Here is an 18,061-nt window from a genome sequence, read left to right on the forward strand (position 1 = left end):
CGGGTAGTAGACGAATCTACTACCCGGCAATTTGTATCAGCATGTAATAAATCTTAACTTCGGCGACGATGTCGGCAAATAGATTAGAATTGTGAGGATGATTAGCCGATATGAAGAAGAAATCCGACCAAAGTTCCATTTTGAAGATTTAAGTATTTTATGAAGCGTTTCCTAAAGGTGCAATACCTAATTATCCCGGTTTTGATTCTTGCAGGCTTGTTTTTTTTGAAGAACAGAACTGAGATTGAATTAACTCCTGCTGACAAGGCCACTCCTGTTTTAATTGATTCTGTTCAGAATCAGGAAATCAATTACAAATATGGTTTCCCTATTGATGATTTTCTTCTTGAAGATTATAAGGTGAAGCGCAATCAGACACTTTCGGTAATTTTAGATCAATATAAGGTTTCGTCCAAACGTATTTATGAAATTCAAGAAAAGGCCAAAAAGGTTTTTAATGTTCGTAAGATAAAGGCAGGTCGAAAATATGCTATGCTTTTTACAAAAGATAGTTTAAAGACTGCTGAATATTTTATTTATGAGAATACATCTAAAGAGTATATTGTTTTTGACTTAAGAGATACGGTTCAGGTTTATAAGGGACAGAAGGAAATTACGAAAGTTCGTAAACAGGTAAAGGGTAAGATTGAGTCTTCGTTGTGGAATGCAATGGTTGATGCCAATGCCGATCCTTTGCTCTCAATGAAATTGTCAGATATATATGCCTGGACAATTGATTTCTTCGGGATAGGTAAGGGTGATGAATTTCATGTTATTTACGATGAAGAAATGATAGATGGAGAGTCGATACATCAGATCGATGTTATTGCTGCAAATTTCGTTCATCACAACTCGGATAACTATGCAATTGCTTTTAAGGATGGAGAGAAAGTTGGTTATTTTGATGAAGAAGGCAGAAGCTTACAGAAAGCTTTCTTGAAAGCACCTCTGCATTATTCAAGAATCAGTTCCGCTTTTTCGAATAATCGATATCATCCTGTTCTTAAGCGTTTTCGCCCGCATCATGGTGTCGATTATGCAGCTCCAACAGGAACACCTGTAATGTCTATTGGCGATGGGATTGTGGTTAAAAAAGGGAATCAAAAAAATGGAGGCGGTCGCTACCTTAAAATAAAGCACAATTCCGTTTATTCTACCACATATATGCATTTTTCACGCTTTGGGAAGAATGTTGGTGTTGGTTCACATGTGAAACAGGGACAGATAATTGGATATGTTGGAGCAAGTGGTTTAGCCACTGGCCCTCATTTGGATTTCAGAGTGCATAAAAATGGTATGGCTATTAATCCATTAAAAATGCAATCGCCTCCTGTGGCTCCGGTTTCAGAACAAAATATTGAGGCTTATAATAAAATCAAAAATCAGCTGCTAGTGGAATTGGGTTATCAAGTAAGATTGGCCAAAGAAGAGGTTATTTCTGACTCTAGTATGCAGATAATGAATTAATAGATAAAGAGGCAAAATATAAATGGGAGATTGTTTGACTTAAAACAATCTCCCATTTTTGATATATGGAATTAAAACTATTTTTTAATCTTGTCCAGATATTCTTCAACGGCACGAGGGAAGTATTCATATTCCAATTCATGAATTTTGTTGGCAAGATCTTCTGCGGTGTCATTTTCTTCGATTTGGCATTTTGCCTGAAGAATTGTTTCCCCATCATCGTATTTTTCATTGACCACATGAATAGTTATACCGCTTTCTTTTTCTTTGTTAGCAATAATGGCCTTGTGAACATTCATGCCATACATACCTTTCCCACCATAATTGGGAAGAAGAGCCGGGTGAATATTAATAATAGCATCAGAATATGCCTTTATAAGTGAATCAGGTACAAGCCATAAAAAACCTGCTAATACAATCAGATCAATTTGTTTTTCTTTCAATAAATTAACAATGGAGTCTGTCTCATAAAAGTCATTTCGGGTGAAGGTTTGACTCGGGATATTGAGTTTTTTTGCTCTTTCCAGAACAAAGGCATCTGTCTTGTTGCTTAGAATAATTGATATTTCAACTTCAGGATTTGATTCGAAATAATGAGCGATATTTTCAGCGTTACTTCCTGAGCCGGAAGCAAAAATGGCAATTCTTTTCATGCTAGTTGTTTGGTATTTATGCCCGCAAAGTTAATGAATAAATAAATTTATACTCTGTTGATTATCATCAATTTTAATACAATGCTATATTTTGAAAGTTTGGACTTGTTTTACTTATTATTCAGGAGTTTATGCTTATTCCCTTAATAATTATGGGCTTAATGTCTTTTGTTGGAGTAATTTACAGAGAGTGTATTTGTTTGATTATCAGTGATTAACATTTTGAGAGTGTGAATTTAATGGAAAAACCTTTCACATGAGAGAGAAAAAGGATTATCTTTGCGACCAACTATGTGGAAATAAGTTTGATTTTATAATCTATATTTATTTCTTTGCAGAGTTAGAAATTAATTAGTTTTTTAAATATTAATCTAAAATTTTAAAGTTATGTCTGATATTGCATCTAGAGTAAAAGCAATCATTGTTGACAAATTAGGTGTTGATGAAACAGAAGTTGCTGTTGAAGCTAGCTTCACTAACGACCTAGGAGCTGATTCATTGGATACTGTTGAGTTAATCATGGAATTCGAAAAAGAATTTAACATCGCTATTCCAGATGATCAAGCTGAGAACATCGGGACTGTAGGTGCCGCTATTTCTTATATCGAAGAAAACGCTAAGTAATTAATTAACCCAGAACCTTTTTTATGGAACTTAGAAGAGTAGTAGTAACTGGTCTTGGAACCATTAACCCAATTGGTAATAACATTGCCGAATATTGGGAGAATTTGAAGAATGGAGTGAGTGGTTCAGATAAAATCACTCATTTTGATGCTTCAAAATTCAAGACTCAGTTTGCTTGCGAAGTTAAAAATTTCGATCCGATGGCGCATTTCGATCGCAAAGAAGTTCGTAAACTTGATGTCTATACACAGTTTGCTTTAGTAGCTGTTAAAGAAGCCATTGAGGATGCGGGTTTCGATTTGGAGGCGGAAGATTTAACAAGAGCCGGAGTTATTTGGGGTTCTGGAATTGGCGGTATTAAGACTTTCTTAGATGAAGTTACAGGATATGCAAACGGGGACGGAACTCCTCGTTTCTCTCCTTTTTTTATTCCTAAGATGATCTCTGATATTGCTGCAGGTCATATTTCTATGAAATATGGTTTCCAGGGACCGAACTACGGTACAGTTTCTGCATGTGCTTCTTCCACTCACGCTATGATTGATGCAATGAACTATATCCGTATGGGTAAAGCTGATATCTTTATTTCAGGTGGTTCAGAAGCTTCAATTAATGAAGCAGGAGTGGGTGGATTCAACTCAATGCAGGCCTTATCAACGAACAACGATGAGTATAAAGAAGCATCTCGTCCATTCTGTAAAACCCGTGATGGTTTTGTAATGGGAGAAGGTGCAGGAGCTCTTATTCTAGAAGAATATGAACACGCTAAAAAGCGTGGAGCAAAGATTTATGCTGAAGTTGTTGGTGGAGGCATGTCTGGTGATGCTTATCACTTGACTGCAACACATCCTGAAGGACGTGGTGCCATCAATGCGATGAAAATGGCATTGAACGACGCAAACATGAAACCAGAAGATTTGGATTATATCAATGTTCATGGAACATCAACTCCGGTAGGGGATATTCCAGAATTGAGAGCAGTACAATCCGTTTTTGGGGAGCATGCTTATAAAATGAACATTAGTTCCACAAAATCAATGACAGGTCACCTCTTGGGGGCTGCCGGTTCAGTTGAAGCTATTGCCAGTATTTTGGCAATCACAAACTCTACTGTACCGCCAACGATCAATCACAGAGAACAAGATCCTGAAATTGACGAAAAACTAAACTTAACTCTACACACAGCTCAGAAGCGCGAAATCAGAGCCGCTTTAAGCAACACGTTTGGTTTCGGTGGACACAATGCTTCAGTAATTCTTAAATCATTTACTGAATAATTTGTGATTAAGTCTATTATTCAATCCATAAAACTTCGATTCTTGCCAAAGAGGGAGTTTTATGGATTGTCTTTTGATCTTTTGGGATTTGTTCCCAATAAACTTGAATTGTACGAACTTGCGTTGGTGCATAAATCAGCATCTATTCCAACTAAGGATGGAGCTCCTATGAATAATGAACGTCTTGAATTCTTAGGTGATGCCATACTGGGATCTGTTACAGCTGATATCTTGTACAAATACTTTCCCAATAAGAGTGAGGGGTTTCTTACTCAAATTCGATCTAAGATTGTAAGTCGTGAATCTTTAAACAGATTAGCGCTTAAGATAGGGTTGAATAAACAGGTTATGTCGAATGTAAATCTAAATAATAACAAACATATTTATGGTGATGCATTCGAAGCTTTGGTTGGAGCTATTTATCTTGATCAAGGCTATATTGTGACTAAAACTTTTATTGAAGATAAAATCTTTCGTAACTTCATTAACATCGAAGAAGTTGTTACTGTGGAAACAAATTTTAAGAGTAAGCTAATTGAGTGGGCTCAAAAAAATAAGAAAGATGTTGTTTTTGATACTCGAGAAGATGGATTAGATCAGGAGATGAAATTGCCTGTATTTATTTCAGAGGTTGAGGTTGAAAAAAACATGATGGGGAAAGGAATTGGTGCTTCTAAGAAGGAGGCTCAGCAAATGGCAGCAAAAGAAGCTTTATTGCGCCTTGAGGAACCTTTGGTAGCTACAGCATAGTTTGTAGTTAAATTTTATTCTGCTCGCAGAGCAAAAGAGGATGATAGTTAGCTATCATCCTCTTTTGTGTTTTAGGGTTTTAATCAATTACTTTTCTTTTTTCTGAACCTTTTTTTCTTGATCGTTTTTTTCACATCCCTGTTGGTATCATTGATTTCAATCTCGACTTCTTCTTTGCCATCATAGGTGACTTTATTGTTTGATTTTGAATTGATGTGAATTATTTTCATATCCTTGTCTATATCGATATCATCATCTTCAAAAATTACTTTTACATGTTTGCAGATGCTGCGTTTCATTTTTGAATGCTCCATTGAGTCACAATCTAAAAATTCTTTGATGATGACTTTGTGTTTGTCGTGTGAATCTTTGTCATCCGATACCCATATTAGGTCTTCACCTTCGAAATTCTTAAGCAATGAGTCGGGAATGTTTCTTGATTTGATAATCTTCATGATTTCTTTTTGGTCTTTGAAATCATGAATGATGGTGTCGAATTTTACAGATTTCCCATCTTTATTAATATGAACTTTAACTTTGGCTTCCTTTTTCGTTTTATTTTCTTGTGCATTGGTGTTCTGTGAACTGAATAAAATGAATCCCATTATTAAAAGTAAGAGTGCTAATCGTTTCATAATGATTAAAATTGAGTTTTGATTAAATATCTACTTCCAAAATTAAAGGTCGTCATATTTAAAAGGCGTTAAGTTTTGGCTAAAAAGAGTTAAGGAAAACTTAAGGTTAGATGGAATATTTATCCAGAGCGATGTCAAATAAAAAACCCTTCGAAAAATCGAAGGGTTTAAATATATTGCTAAGAATAGCCTGGTTTAGTCTAATTTTAAAACTGCCAGGAAGGCTTTTTGTGGGACTTCCACATTACCTACTTGTTTCATCTTTTTCTTACCTTTCTTTTGTTTCTCAAGCAGCTTACGTTTACGTGTGATATCACCACCATAACATTTCGCGGTTACATCCTTACGAACGGCTTTAACTGTCTCTCTGGAGATAATTTTAGCACCAATTGCCCCTTGAATAGCAATGTCAAATTGCTGACGTGGAATGAGCTCTTTCAGCTTTTCACACATTCTTCGTCCGAAAGATTGCGCATTGTCAAAGTGAATTAGAGTTGATAAGGCATCAACACCTTCTCCATTTAAAAGGATGTCTAACTTCACCAATTTGGCTGCTTTAAAACCAATTTGGAAGTAGTCAAACGATGCGTAACCTTTTGAAATACTCTTAAGTTTATCGTAGAAATCGAATACAATCTCGCCCAGAGGCATTTCGTAAGTCAATTCAACACGGTCACTCGTTAGATATTGCTGATTGGTCATCATCCCACGCTTTGACATACAAAGGGTCATCAATGAACCAACAAATTCAGATTTTGTGATGATTTGGGCTCGAATAAAAGGCTCTTCGATAAAATCCAAAGAATTTGGATCCGGCATATCCGATGGGTTATGCATTTCGAAAACATCACCTTTTTTAGTATGAGCAATATAAGATACGTTAGGTACGGTTGTGATAACATTCATTCCAAATTCACGATCCAGACGTTCTTGAATAATTTCCATATGAAGCAGACCAAGGAAACCACAACGGAAACCAAAACCCAGTGCCAATGATGATTCTGGTTCAAATGTCAGCGAAGCATCATTAAGTTTTAATTTTTCCATTGAGGCACGTAAGTCTTCATAATCCTCACTATCAATAGGATAAACACCTGCAAACACCATAGGTTTCACCTCTTCGAACCCTTCAATAGCTTTATCGCAAGGGTTTTCTTTATTTGTAATGGTTTCACCGACTTTAACTTCAGTAGATGTTTTGATACCTAAAATAATATAACCAACATCTCCCGTACTCAAGATTTTGCGAGGTTCTCGTTCCAAGCGTAAAACTCCAACTTCATCAGCGTAATATTCTTTATCGGTATTCAGGAATTTCACCATATCACCTTTTCGAATTTCACCATTCATTATTCGAATATAAGTGATGATGCCACGAAAAGCATTGTATGTTGAATCGAAGATTAAGGCTTGCAAAGGTGCTTTTTTATCGCCACTTGGTGCAGGAACTCTGTCAACAATAGCTTCTAAGATTTCAGGAACACCCTCTCCAGTTTTTCCACTCGCGGATAAAATCTCGTCTCTGTCGCAACCCAGAAGGTCAACAATCTGATCTTTTACATCTTCAGGATTGGCATTTGGCAAATCAATTTTATTCAGGACAGGGATAATTTCCAAATCCTGCTCAATTGCTAAATAGAGATTTGAGATGGTTTGTGCCTGTATCCCTTGAGTAGAATCAACAATTAATAAGGCACCTTCACAGGCAGCAATCGATCTGGAAACTTCATAAGAGAAATCGACGTGACCTGGGGTGTCAATTAGGTTTAATACATAATCTTCACCATTCGTGTTATAATCCATCTGAATGGCGTGACTTTTAATGGTGATGCCACGTTCACGTTCCAAATCCATATCGTCAAGAACTTGCGCTTGCTGCTGGCGTTCGCTAACAGTTTCAGTTACTTGTAACAAGCGGTCGGCAAGTGTGCTTTTCCCGTGGTCGATATGGGCTATTATGCAAAAATTACGTATGTTTTTCATCTTCAAAAATCAATTAAATAATGCTTGAGACTCCTATCGTTTTATGACAGATTCAACTACTATACGGAGCTTCTTAATCAATCTACAAAGATATTCAATTCCTTGGATTAGACAAGATAGGTAAGGGTTTAGTAATTAAACTTATATCAGATAACTTAGAGGTTTATTTTCTATTTGAAGGGTATTCTTAATGATGGAGATTTATCTTTTTGTTTTTTTTGAGAATGGATAATGAAATGTTTGTGATAAGAACGTTGTTCCCTCTGAAAAATTAAATCTTAGTTTGTTCTTGCCAATACTGAATAGGGGTAATATCTTCATTATTGGCAAGAAATTGTGAGTTTCTACTTAAAAATTCCTGATGGCTTTTATTAATGCAATTAAGCATATACTTGATCCTAATATTAACAATGCATAGCCATTGTTCTCTGAAAAAAATTGTACTATTCCTCCTGCAGCAATAATGCTGAAGCCCCAAACGGAATAAATTTGGGCTTTTTTTAACTTCCTTTCCTTCACTTATCTTTCTTTTTTAATCAACATGATATAATTCCTGTCATCCTATTAATTCTCTATAAAGAGGAAAAGTAACCCAAAAAAATGTTGATTTCCTTTAACGTACAAATGCTGTTGATGAAGGTCTTAAAAAGCCTGATGGCTGTTTGAGAATTTCTACAGATAGGCGTATTACATCTCTAAGTTTTCTTAAAAAATGATTTTTTTTTGGGATAAAAAGGTAGGGTAAAACCAGATTGATACGGTACATATACAAAAGCTTGAATGACGAAACATTCTAAGGTTAATAAAATGAGTTAAACCCATAAAAATCTATAATCATGAAAAAGTTATTATTTGTTTTTTTATTAGGAATAGCTTTTGCGTTTACATCATGCGATAAAGCGGATGACAATGTGAAACTTATTGGAGAAGATGAAATAAGTATTACCGATGTGGCAGCAGTTGTTGATACTGAAGTTGCAATTGCAAATGTGATGACGGAAGCTGATTACGAAAGTGATATGTTCTCTTTTGTTGAGAGCTCGACAAAAGATGGTGGTAATGAATATTGCCAAAGAAACTATACTGAGCTTTATTACAGGTGGCGTTGTTACAATAATGATGAAGGGCCTGAGGTAACGGTTGTTGAAGGTGAAAATAATGGTTTTCCCAAGACAATTACGATTGACTATGGTGATGGAATTGAACTTAGAAACGGTCGGCTTATTAGTGGGATTATTACCATTATAATTTCGGCACCTCAGGGAACCGATGGTGCTATGCGTGAAATGACTTATCAAAATTTCATGGTTGATTCAATTGGAATTGAGGGGTATAAAAAGGTTGTATTCACAGGTGAAACAGGTGTGTTAGTAAAATTTGAACATACTTATGATCTGAATTTTACTTTTGCAGATAATACAGAAGTGTCATGTGTTGGTAATAAAACCAAGGAATGGGTTGAAGGCTTTGATACCAGCTACGATAGAGCTGATGATAAAATTCATATCTCAGGACAAGATGTTTATGTGGATACCGAGAATAATGAGTTTAAAAAGGAAATTGACGATTACCTTCTTCGATTGGGAACATGTAAATATATCGTAAGTGGTATTGTGGTTTATTCTCAGAATGGAGATGAGTTTGCCCGCGTTGATTTTGGGGATGGAACATGTGATAATATTGCGGTGAAAACGACAGCTGACGGGGAACAGGAAATTACGTTGGGAAATCATCGACATGGTAGAAAATAATAATTTGGGGTGATCATTGGAATAGTAGTTGGCCAGTTGGCTAATTGCTATTCCAACTTTAAGAAAATAAATTGATTAAAGCTTATTGTAAAAAATAAGCTATTTTTAAGGGAACCATTTCTACGCTGTTTTGAATCAAGACCATTTTAAATATCTTTTCGATACCTATTTCGATGCGATACGAAACTATTTGTATTTCCGATCGGGTGATTCAGACTTGGCAACTGATATTGCACAAGAGTGTTTTATGCGGGTGTGGGAAAAGCGTAAAAGTTTTAAAGAGCCTCCAACTAAAGCCTTGTTATATAAAATAGCAAACGATTTTTTTATCAGTCGATATAGAAAGGATGTTGTGGCTCAAAATTATGTTGCAAATGCGAAGCGAAATGATAAAATGGAATCACCGGAAGAAATTTTGCAGTATAAAGAGTTGAGGAATAAATATGAGCTGGCCTTAAGCCAGCTGTCTGAAAAACAAAGAATTGTTTTTTTAATGAGTCGGACTGAAGGCTTTAAATATTTTGAAATCGCAGAAAGATTAAATCTTTCAGTAAAAGCGGTTGAAAAAAGAATGAAACATGCCTTGCAGTTTTTGAAAGAAGCATTGAAAAATGAAAGCATTTATGAGTAACTATTTAATCACCGATAAACAGATTCATGAGTTTTGATTTTAAAAATATGGACAACTATTCTGATGAGGAGTTATTAAACTCATTACCAGAGATTGAATTGCCTTATTCAAAATCGAAAGATGAGGTTTGGGCTGAGATGATTTCTGAGATAGAGAAGACTCAGACTTCTGTGAAGAAAACCAGGTCTTTGTGGGTGATGTATTCGATTGCTGCAAGTCTGATGCTTGTAATAGCTAGTGCTGCTTTTATGCGTTTTTATACCGAAACCCAATATTGTCCCAAGGGTGAGCATTTGTCTGTTTTACTGCCTGATGAAAGCCGTGTAGAGCTTAATGCCAACTCAAGTTTAACTTATCATCCCTATTGGTGGCAATTTTCACGGGAAGTGAAATTCGAAGGAGAGGCATTTTTTAATATTAGTAAAGGGAATCGTTTTGATATCATATCGCGGTATGGCTCCACTCAGATCCTAGGGACGAGTTTTAATATCTACACCCGTAAGAATACTTATAAAGTAACCTGTTTTACCGGGAAAGTTAAGGTCCTCTCAAATTTCACTCAGGATGAAGTGGTTTTGTACCCTAAAGATTATGCCTCAATCAATAGAAATGGTCAAATTGAATTGGAAAAAGGCATAAATATCAAAGAAAAAACCATGTGGCGAGATCATATCTTTTTCTTTACAGGTACGCCTATTCAGCAAGTTTTTGAGGAGATAGAATTGCAATATGATATTCGAATTGTAAGAAAAGATTTATCGAAAATATCCTACACTGGTAACTTCAAAAAAGGCGATTCAGTTGATGAAATATTGAATTGGGTTTGTTTACCTTTAGGATTAGAATATTCGAAAGTTTCATCAAAGAAATTTATTGTTCGTCCAAAACAAACCCAGTGAGATTAAAAATCATCATTCTACTCTGTTTTGTTTTCGCTATCAGTCTAAGGTCATATTCACAAGAAATAAGGGTTCAGGCGAAACAACAAACTTTGAATCAAGTTTTAATTGATTTAAGAGAGAGGTATGATGTGCAATTTTCTTTTGATGATGAGCTACTCTCTGAATTTATAATTACGGCATCGAGAACTTTCCCCAAACTTGAAGAAGCGATAAAATTCTTATTAAAAAATACTTCACTTGCCTATCAGTACACGGATGGGATTTTTCTTATTTATGCAGATAAGAGAAAAAAGAAATATAATCTTAAAGGTTATCTCTACGATATTGAGACCAATGAAAGCTTGCCTTATTCACATTTGTCTATAAATGAGATCCCCCAGGTGAGCGATATGAGTGGTGGTTTTTCTTTCACTTCAGATGAAGATAAAAATTTACATTTGCAGGCTTCGCATCTTGGCTATTTTATTTTGGATACTGTTTTAAATACGAAGCAGAGTCATAAGCTTTATCTTCAACCTGCACAGACTGATTTACCTGAGATACTGGTGTCAGATAGGATGGTTCAGAATTTTATAAAGATTGGAAATGAAGCGGGTAATATCAGTCTGAATCATAAGATTGTAAATTTTTTGCCGGGTAATGGTGATAATTCCGTGTTTGAGCTTTTGCGAATGCAACCCGGCATTGCAGCCTCAAATGAACAATCTGATCGTGTGATTATTTGGGGATCCTATAACGGTGAAACTCAGGTTCTCTTTGATAAAATAACGCTTTGGGGGCTGAAAAATTCTTATCAGGATATTGGGGATATCAATCCGCTTATGGCTAAGTATATCGATGTTGAAAAGGGAGGCTACGATGCACGTTATGATGGGCGAGTTGGAGGTTTTGTGAATATCACAGGTAAGAATGGGAGTAAAATTAAACCCGTTTTTAATTTGATTTTGAGTAATGTGACTGCTAACGCTTCATTTGAATACCCTTTGAGTAAAAAATCGTCATTAATTGCAGCATATCGACAGACTTATTACAATTTGTATGAAAATGAGTCGGTGGAACCCCTGGGGCTTAATTCTCAAAATAATTCACGGGGAGCGACCAATCTTAGTTTGGTTCCGGAATATCAATTCAGGGATGTGAATTTAAAATATTCTTATTCAGGGGATAATGGGAATAGTTTTCAAGTGAGTTTGCTTCGTGGAACGAATGAATATGATTATCATTTTAATGATGGCCGAAATGATCAAATTAAAAAAAGTAAAAATGAAGATTCAGAGCAGTTTGGGGCTTCAGTTTCGTACAATATGCAATGGAATAAGGGAGGACGAAGTGAACTGTTTCTTACGAGTTCAGGATTAACATCTTCGTACAATAATTTAGTTGAAGTTTCCAGATTAAGAAATCAGTTGACTGAAATCCGTCGTAAGGATGATCGGAATACAAATATTGTGGAATACAAAGCCGGATTAAGACACGATTTTAATCTCACGAAAAAGATTCTTGTTCAGACAGGAATGACCTATTTGTATAATAAAATTGAGTATTCTGAAGATTCTCTTGATGTGAGTACCATGAACTATGATTCGGATTTTGGGAGACTCAGTGGATTTTTGCAGAATAAGATTTCTTTGAATAAAGATTTAACGGCTCAAATTGGGGTAAACTTAAGCTATCCAACTTTAATCAATCAATTGTATGTTGATCCTCGGCTATCGTTGAGTTACAAGTTTTCTGAGACTGTTTCGGTAAATTCAGCCTGGGGCATTTACAGGCAATTTATGAGTCGCAGTATTATTTTGGATGATGAAGGAAATCGCCGCGAATTTTGGGTTGGAGCAGATAATGAAATCATTCCTGTTTTAAATTCTCAGCATCTGGTTTTGGGGACGTCCTATCACAAGGATGATTTTACTATAAGTTTGGAAGCTTATCAGAAATACACAAAAGGACACACGCGTTATTTTAGAAATAGAAGCGTTGAGGGAATTACAATAGGTAAAAGTCAGACCTATGGGCTCGATTTGTATTTAAAGAAGACGATAAATAAACATGCATTTTGGTTGGCTTATACGCTTGGGAGAACCGAAGAGAAGTTTGAGTATGGGAAAGTCCAAACGTTCCAAAGGGCTCTTCACGATCAAACTCATGAACTGAAGTTTGCAGGTTTGGTTAATATTGGGCGGTTTTATTGTTCTGTGAATTATATATGGGGTTCAGGTTTCCCATCCTATGATGACTTGCAAAACACGATTGTGTCAGAACAGGATTATAGTCGACTGGATGCTTCTATCATCTATAAAATGAAGCCTAAGAAATTTAAAACTGAGTTTGGGGTGATGTTTCTAAATGTGTTCGATAGAGAAAATCTTAATTATTTCGACTCAGAGCAGGTTAAAATAGGCCAGGAAACGATTTTGAGTATAAACGAAAAAACCACACCTTTTTCGGTGCGTCTATTCTTACGATTGGGATTCTGATATTATTAAATCTTGAAGAAGCTAAGTGATCGGAGAAGTGTTTTCTGCTTCAGAAATAAACTACTAATTCTAACAAAGGGATGGTTCACAATCGTATCTAACATGACCCTACGAAGCGATTTGTTCACTTTCCTCACGACTTAGTTTTCTTCAGATTTGGTTACTAGTTAAACAACAAAAACAGAGGGAAAACTGTTTCGGTTGATTGCATCATTAAATCGTTTTTTCAATTTCTGATACACAGTATTTGATTGACTTTTAGCTATTATTTCATCAAGATATAAATTGGAAAAGTCGATTTATTGATATTTTAAATAAGTTATAAGATACTGTCTGCAGAAAGCCCCTCGAAACAAGATCTTAGAGTTTTGAGACGTCTGTTGTAGTTGACAGTTTGATATTCAGTTGTCTGTTTTGATGAGAATTTTAATTCCAATTCTGATCTGAAAACATCCATTTCTTCTTTACTAATCAATTGTTCAATCAATCTTAGTCCTTTATCGATATCCTGATTTAGGATGCCGGATAGTTTGTCTAAGATCATTTTATGAAGAGATTGTTTTTGACTCGTATTGATTGAATTAGATTCAATCTCATTCGTTAAAACAGGTTTGCCGAATTTTATTACATTTGAACGCATATCCTATGTTGCTGACTGTGTTAATTTGAAAATCGACATGAATGTAGCACATAGCTTAGGCTCTGGAAAATCACTTTTATTGATTATTTCCGAAGTTCAAAGTTCGTTTGTGCGATAAATCACTTGTTTATTAGTTAGATACAGAAAAAAAACTACTATGTCTAAGCATCAAATTGAACCCTTGTTTCAGCTTATAAAATCGATGACTAAGTCGGAAAAGAGGAATTTTAAACTTTATGCCAATCGGATAGGGAGCGGAAAAGAGAGTAAATTCATACAAGTTTTCGACTCTATCGATAAGATGGAGACGTATAAGGAGGAACTCATTACTAAACGGGCAAAGGATATAAAGTTGTCGCAACTTCCCAACCTGAAAGCGCATCTTTACAAGCAATTGTTAACGAGTTTGCGACTCACGCAAGTGAATCATGATATTTCGATTAGTATTCGTGAGCAGATTGATCATGCTAAGGTTTTATACAATAAAGGTTTGTATCAACAAAGCTTGCGAATGTTGGAAAAAAGTAAGACTCTGGCTGAGAAATATGAGCGAAAATTGCTGCATCTGGAGATTGTTGAATTCGAAAAATTGATTGAATCTCAATATATTACTAAAAGTATGGAGACCAGAGCAGATGAGATCACCTCTGAGTCGAAAGGGCTTAACCAGGAGATGGGAGGGATCATATATTTTTCTAATATGTCTATTCGTTTGTATGCTTTATACCTTAAGGTTGGCTATGCTCGAAACGATAAGGATCTTCTGATGGTGAGTGAGTTTTTTAATGCCAATATTCGATCGGTGGATCTGACGAAATTGAGTTTCTACGAAAAGCTGTATCTCTATCAGTCCTATGTTTGGTACTATCTGATCATTCAGGATTTTTTGATGTGTTATAAGTACGCACAAAAATGGGTCGATTTATTTCAGATGAATCCCGATATGATCACCAGCCAGTGTGATTTGTATCTGAAAGCTCTGAATAATGTTTTGGTCGCTTTATTCTACACCAATCATTTAAGTAAGTTTAAGAAGAACTTAAAAATTCTTAAGAATCTTGAAGATGTCGAACAGGTGAAGGCTAACTCCAATCTTTGTATTTTGCAGGAACAGTTTTTCTTTATGCACCAAATTAATCAGTATTTTATGGAGGGGCAGTTCAAGACCGGGATCGCAATTGTTCCCAAAATTGAGAGCTTTATCGAAGCCAATAAATACAGTTTGGATAAACATCGAAATTTGGTTTTCTATTATAAAATAGCTTGTCTTTATTTTGGTTGTGGCGAATACCGTGAGGCGATTAAATACCTGAATCGAATTATTGAGGAAAAAGATACCTCTCTGAGGTCTGATATTCATTGTTTTGCCCGTATTTTGAACCTGATCAGCCATTATGAATTGGAGCATACCGATCATCTGGATTACCAAATCAGATCGACGTATCGATTTTTGGCGAAGATGGAAGACTTGCAAGAGGTACAAAAATACATTCTTCGCTTTATCCGACGCTTAAGTGGTATCAGTCCTGATCAGTTGAAAGAAGAATTTATAAAATCGAGGCGGGATTTAATGAAATGGGTAGACGATCCATTCGAAAAGAGAGCCTTTCTATATCTCGATCTGATCTCGTGGTTGGATTCTAAAATTGAGAAACGCCCTGTGCAGGACGTCATAATGGAAAAAGCTAGAAATAATAAATAAACAAAAAGCTCTCAGGACAACAACCTGAGAGCTTTTTTTACATACTTAAAAGGTATAAATCCTTTTTATTTTAAAGCAAAGTTGATAGGTACTGTGTATTGTACGCTGACTGCTTCACCTCTTTGTTTGCCTGGTGTCCATTTAGGCATAGCACTTACAACACGAAGACCTTCTGCATCTAATGATGGTGATGCTCCTCTTGCTATTTTTACATCTTTAACAGCACCATCTTTATTAACTACAAAGCTGATGAAAACACGACCTTCAATACTGTTTTTTTGTGCTTCAGCAGGGTATTTCACATTTTGTGAGATCCAAGTTTGTAGTGCTTTTTCTCCTCCCGGGAATTGGGGCATTTCTTCGCATACTGCAAAAATTTGTTCACCATTTACAATATCTGATTTAATTGTGGTCTGATCCCCTTTTGAAATTGTGATAAGTTCTTCTTCAACTGGCTTTTCATTTTCTGATGTACACTTTAAATTTAGTGTTAATGCAATCGCAATTGCCGGTATTATAAACAGGAGTCTTAACATCCTGTTTTTTGATGTATTGGTTTTCGTCATCATTATCATTCGTTTTTTAGTAATAGAGCAATTGAAGTTATTGGCCAGGCCCATCACTTCAACCCCCATTATTTGGTTTAAAATACTCGCCTGATATTGTCCGATGTTGCAGCCTTGCGCAATAACCCCTTCATCAGCTAATAATTCATGCGTTTGTTTTATAGCGCGCTCAAAGAGCCAGACAAAGGGATTAAACCACAATACGATTGTTGTTAATTCCACCAAAAGCAGATCGATCCAATGCTTTTGTTCCACATGTACTTTTTCGTGTGCTATAATATTTCTAAATGATTCAGTATTTAGGTTTTTATTGTTTATTACAATTTTCCCAAGGAATGAGAAATTTGGTGTATCCTCATCAACTTTTATTAATTCTTGTCCTTCAAATTCATCTTTGGGATTGTTTTTTATAACCCTCTGGGTTTTGCAAATTCTGATAACAGATCTTAGAATTAAGATGAAACAAATTAAAACGTAAAGCCCTGTGAATAATTGTGATGAAGAGAAGTTCTCTAATAAACCTGTTGATTCACTTGTTTTACTGCTTAAATTGATTGCGTTTAGCAGTAAAACAATATTTGAATTACCTGCAGAATTGGCAATTGCAAAATCCATCTTAACCAAGGGTAATATAAATGCCATTAGCAAAGAAGAGGCCAGATAAAAACGGATCCCTTTATAGAATTTTTCATCTTGTAAAAAGAAATGATAAACCCCATAAAATAAAGCTAAAGCAGCTGATGATTTAAGCAGATAAATATATAGGTCGTTCATGTTATTTATCTTTATTGATTTCCTTCTTTGTTATTTCAATCATCTCCTCCAAATCAGAAATACTTAAGTTGTTTTCTTTTGCAAAAAAGGAAGCCATTTTTGAAAATGACCCATTAAAATAGTCTTTTAATAAGCTCCCCATTTGATGTCCGGAATATTCTTCTTTTGTTATTTGAGGGAGGAATAAGTGAGTTTTCCCTTGTGGGATCTTAGTTACGAAACCTTTCTTCTCCAGAACTTTTAAGACTGTTGCCACAGTTGTGTAAGCAGGTTTTGGGGTATCAAATCTATCCACAATACTTCTCACATTGCTTTCTTTCAGATCCCACAATATCTGCATCACTTGTTCTTCTGCTTTCGTCATTTGTTTCATAGCTGTACTCTTATTTTTAATTGCAATTATAGATTTTGAATCTACTACAAATATAGTAGAAAAAGATTAAGTAACAAACGGTATTACTATTTTTATAGTAGCATGGTCGAAAAAAAATCCTCACAGCATTAGCAGAGAGGATTTTTAGTGGAATTATATTTTGAACCTTACATGATCAGCTTATATCCTTTACCATGTACGTTAATAATTTCGATATCTGTTTCCGGCTTAAGATGTTTGCGGAGTTTTGTAATGTAAACATCCATGCTTCGAGCGTTAAAATAATTGTCGTCGAGCCAGATAGTTTTAAGGGCAAAATTACGCTCCAATACTTCATTGGCATTATTGCAAAGGAGTTTAAGGAGTTCTGATTCTTTAGTTGTTAACTTGATTGCTTTTTCGCCATCGTGCAACAATTGCTTCTTCGAATCGAAAAGGAACCGACCTAATTTGAATTCTTCCTGTTTGTTCTCATGTATGCCACCAGCTCTTCTAAGGACAGCCTCAATCCGAACCAAAAGTTCTTCCATACTAAATGGTTTGGTCATATAATCGTCAGCACCCAATTTGAACCCTTCCAATACATCATCTTTCATTGATTTTGCAGTAAGAAAGATAATCGGAATTTCAGAGTTGATTAATCGAATATCTTTAGCCAGAGTGAAGCCATCACGATGTGGCATCATCACATCGAAGATACCAATATCAAAAGGGTTTTTTAAAAATGCATCGTATGCCTTATCTCCATCTTCGCATAAGGTCGTGTTGTAGCCCTTAGCTACTAAATATTCTTTAAGAAGAAGGCCGAGATTTGTATCATCTTCAGCCAATAAGACTTTTATTTCTTTTTCCATAA

At 35.5% G+C, this 18,061-nt stretch carries 16 protein-coding genes; 9 read left to right on the forward strand and 7 right to left on the reverse strand.

Annotated features, from left to right (window positions below; all coding sequences use genetic code 11):
- Nucleotides 1-159: 159 nt before the first annotated feature.
- Entirely contained in the window at nucleotides 160-1,467 is a 1,308-nt protein-coding gene (locus EO244_RS13655) for a M23 family metallopeptidase (protein ID WP_129255246.1), read from the forward strand.
- Nucleotides 1,468-1,544: 77 nt separating this feature from the next.
- On the opposite strand, the gene purN is transcribed toward EO244_RS13655, so the two are convergent.
- Nucleotides 1,545-2,120 carry a phosphoribosylglycinamide formyltransferase gene (gene purN / locus EO244_RS13660; RefSeq protein ID WP_129255247.1) on the reverse strand — a complete coding sequence of 192 codons (576 nt, stop codon included), beginning with the start codon at nucleotides 2,118-2,120 and terminating at the stop codon, nucleotides 1,545-1,547.
- A gap of 387 nt (nucleotides 2,121-2,507) precedes the next feature.
- Here purN and EO244_RS13665 point away from each other — a divergent pair, with 387 nt between their 5' ends.
- Genes EO244_RS13665 through rnc form a run of 3 tightly spaced genes read left to right on the forward strand, consistent with a single transcriptional unit; the run spans nucleotide 2,508 to nucleotide 4,771 of the window.
- A complete protein-coding gene (locus EO244_RS13665) occupies nucleotides 2,508-2,744 on the forward strand; it encodes an acyl carrier protein (protein ID WP_129255248.1) in 237 nt (78 codons plus the stop codon).
- A gap of 23 nt (nucleotides 2,745-2,767) precedes the next feature.
- Nucleotides 2,768-4,021, forward strand: coding sequence for a beta-ketoacyl-ACP synthase II (gene fabF, locus EO244_RS13670; protein WP_129255249.1), 1,254 nt, complete (start codon nucleotides 2,768-2,770; stop codon nucleotides 4,019-4,021).
- 42 nt (nucleotides 4,022-4,063) lie between these two features.
- Nucleotides 4,064-4,771, forward strand: a complete 708-nt coding sequence (gene rnc, locus EO244_RS13675) for a ribonuclease III (RefSeq protein ID WP_206734572.1) — start codon at nucleotides 4,064-4,066, stop codon at nucleotides 4,769-4,771.
- 83 nt (nucleotides 4,772-4,854) lie between these two features.
- Here rnc and EO244_RS13680 read toward each other — a convergent pair whose 3' ends face one another.
- Both EO244_RS13680 and lepA read right to left on the reverse strand, forming a co-directional pair.
- Nucleotides 4,855-5,406: a hypothetical protein gene (locus tag EO244_RS13680; protein ID WP_129255251.1), complete on the reverse strand. Its 552-nt coding sequence runs from the start codon at nucleotides 5,404-5,406 to the stop codon at nucleotides 4,855-4,857.
- 195 nt (nucleotides 5,407-5,601) lie between these two features.
- Complete coding sequence (gene lepA / locus EO244_RS13685; protein ID WP_129255252.1) at nucleotides 5,602-7,389, reverse strand: translation elongation factor 4; 1,788 nt, start codon at nucleotides 7,387-7,389, stop codon at nucleotides 5,602-5,604.
- 836 nt (nucleotides 7,390-8,225) lie between these two features.
- Between lepA and EO244_RS13690 the strand changes: the two genes are divergently transcribed.
- The 4 genes from EO244_RS13690 to EO244_RS13705 all read left to right on the forward strand — a co-directional run bounded on the left by EO244_RS13690 (nucleotide 8,226) and on the right by EO244_RS13705 (nucleotide 13,150).
- Nucleotides 8,226-9,140, forward strand: coding sequence for a hypothetical protein (locus EO244_RS13690; RefSeq protein WP_129255253.1), 915 nt, complete (start codon nucleotides 8,226-8,228; stop codon nucleotides 9,138-9,140).
- Nucleotides 9,141-9,270: 130 nt separating this feature from the next.
- Nucleotides 9,271-9,771, forward strand: a complete 501-nt coding sequence (locus EO244_RS13695) for an RNA polymerase sigma factor (RefSeq protein ID WP_129255254.1) — start codon at nucleotides 9,271-9,273, stop codon at nucleotides 9,769-9,771.
- Between the two features lie 26 nt (nucleotides 9,772-9,797).
- A complete protein-coding gene (locus EO244_RS13700) occupies nucleotides 9,798-10,670 on the forward strand; it encodes a FecR family protein (RefSeq protein ID WP_129255255.1) in 873 nt (290 codons plus the stop codon).
- Nucleotides 10,671-10,762: 92 nt separating this feature from the next.
- The gene (locus EO244_RS13705) at nucleotides 10,763-13,150 is read left to right on the forward strand and encodes a TonB-dependent receptor (RefSeq protein ID WP_129255256.1); all 2,388 of its coding nucleotides are present in this window, start codon (nucleotides 10,763-10,765) and stop codon (nucleotides 13,148-13,150) included.
- Nucleotides 13,151-13,469: 319 nt separating this feature from the next.
- On the opposite strand, the gene EO244_RS13710 is transcribed toward EO244_RS13705, so the two are convergent.
- Nucleotides 13,470-13,790: a hypothetical protein gene (locus EO244_RS13710; protein WP_129255257.1), complete on the reverse strand. Its 321-nt coding sequence runs from the start codon at nucleotides 13,788-13,790 to the stop codon at nucleotides 13,470-13,472.
- A 157-nt stretch (nucleotides 13,791-13,947) separates the two neighbouring features.
- Between EO244_RS13710 and EO244_RS13715 the strand changes: the two genes are divergently transcribed.
- Nucleotides 13,948-15,492 carry a hypothetical protein gene (locus EO244_RS13715; RefSeq protein WP_129255258.1) on the forward strand — a complete coding sequence of 515 codons (1,545 nt, stop codon included), beginning with the start codon at nucleotides 13,948-13,950 and terminating at the stop codon, nucleotides 15,490-15,492.
- A 65-nt stretch (nucleotides 15,493-15,557) separates the two neighbouring features.
- On the opposite strand, the gene EO244_RS17120 is transcribed toward EO244_RS13715, so the two are convergent.
- The 3 genes from EO244_RS17120 to rprY form a co-directional block, all read right to left on the reverse strand.
- Entirely contained in the window at nucleotides 15,558-16,832 is a 1,275-nt protein-coding gene (locus EO244_RS17120) for a M56 family metallopeptidase (RefSeq protein ID WP_129255259.1), read from the reverse strand.
- A gap of 1 nt (nucleotide 16,833) precedes the next feature.
- Nucleotides 16,834-17,205, reverse strand: a complete 372-nt coding sequence (locus EO244_RS13725) for a BlaI/MecI/CopY family transcriptional regulator (RefSeq protein WP_129255260.1) — start codon at nucleotides 17,203-17,205, stop codon at nucleotides 16,834-16,836.
- Between the two features lie 167 nt (nucleotides 17,206-17,372).
- The gene (gene rprY / locus EO244_RS13730; RefSeq protein WP_129255261.1) at nucleotides 17,373-18,059 is read right to left on the reverse strand and encodes a response regulator transcription factor RprY; all 687 of its coding nucleotides are present in this window, start codon (nucleotides 18,057-18,059) and stop codon (nucleotides 17,373-17,375) included.
- Between the last annotated feature and the right edge of the window lie 2 nt (nucleotides 18,060-18,061).

The organism is Ancylomarina salipaludis (genome assembly GCF_004122035.1).
Lineage (GTDB): Bacteria > Bacteroidota > Bacteroidia > Bacteroidales > Marinifilaceae > Ancylomarina > Ancylomarina salipaludis.

Bases quoted from the DNA above. Each gene is read 5' to 3' on its own strand.
- EO244_RS13655 (WP_129255246.1), top strand. From the start codon at position 160: ATGAAGCGTTTCCTAAAGGTGCAATACCTAATTATCCCGGTTTTGATT.
- lepA (WP_129255252.1), bottom strand. From the start codon at position 7,389: ATGAAAAACATACGTAATTTTTGCATAATAGCCCATATCGACCACGGG.
- EO244_RS13715 (WP_129255258.1), top strand. From the start codon at position 13,948: ATGTCTAAGCATCAAATTGAACCCTTGTTTCAGCTTATAAAATCGATG.
- EO244_RS13700 (WP_129255255.1), top strand. From the start codon at position 9,798: ATGAGTTTTGATTTTAAAAATATGGACAACTATTCTGATGAGGAGTTA.
- EO244_RS13665 (WP_129255248.1), top strand. From the start codon at position 2,508: ATGTCTGATATTGCATCTAGAGTAAAAGCAATCATTGTTGACAAATTA.
- EO244_RS13710 (WP_129255257.1), bottom strand. From the start codon at position 13,790: ATGCGTTCAAATGTAATAAAATTCGGCAAACCTGTTTTAACGAATGAG.
- EO244_RS13725 (WP_129255260.1), bottom strand. From the start codon at position 17,205: ATGAAACAAATGACGAAAGCAGAAGAACAAGTGATGCAGATATTGTGG.
- fabF (WP_129255249.1), top strand. From the start codon at position 2,768: ATGGAACTTAGAAGAGTAGTAGTAACTGGTCTTGGAACCATTAACCCA.
- EO244_RS17120 (WP_129255259.1), bottom strand. From the start codon at position 16,832: ATGAACGACCTATATATTTATCTGCTTAAATCATCAGCTGCTTTAGCT.
- EO244_RS13690 (WP_129255253.1), top strand. From the start codon at position 8,226: ATGAAAAAGTTATTATTTGTTTTTTTATTAGGAATAGCTTTTGCGTTT.
- purN (WP_129255247.1), bottom strand. From the start codon at position 2,120: ATGAAAAGAATTGCCATTTTTGCTTCCGGCTCAGGAAGTAACGCTGAA.
- EO244_RS13680 (WP_129255251.1), bottom strand. From the start codon at position 5,406: ATGAAACGATTAGCACTCTTACTTTTAATAATGGGATTCATTTTATTC.
- rprY (WP_129255261.1), bottom strand. From the start codon at position 18,059: ATGGAAAAAGAAATAAAAGTCTTATTGGCTGAAGATGATACAAATCTC.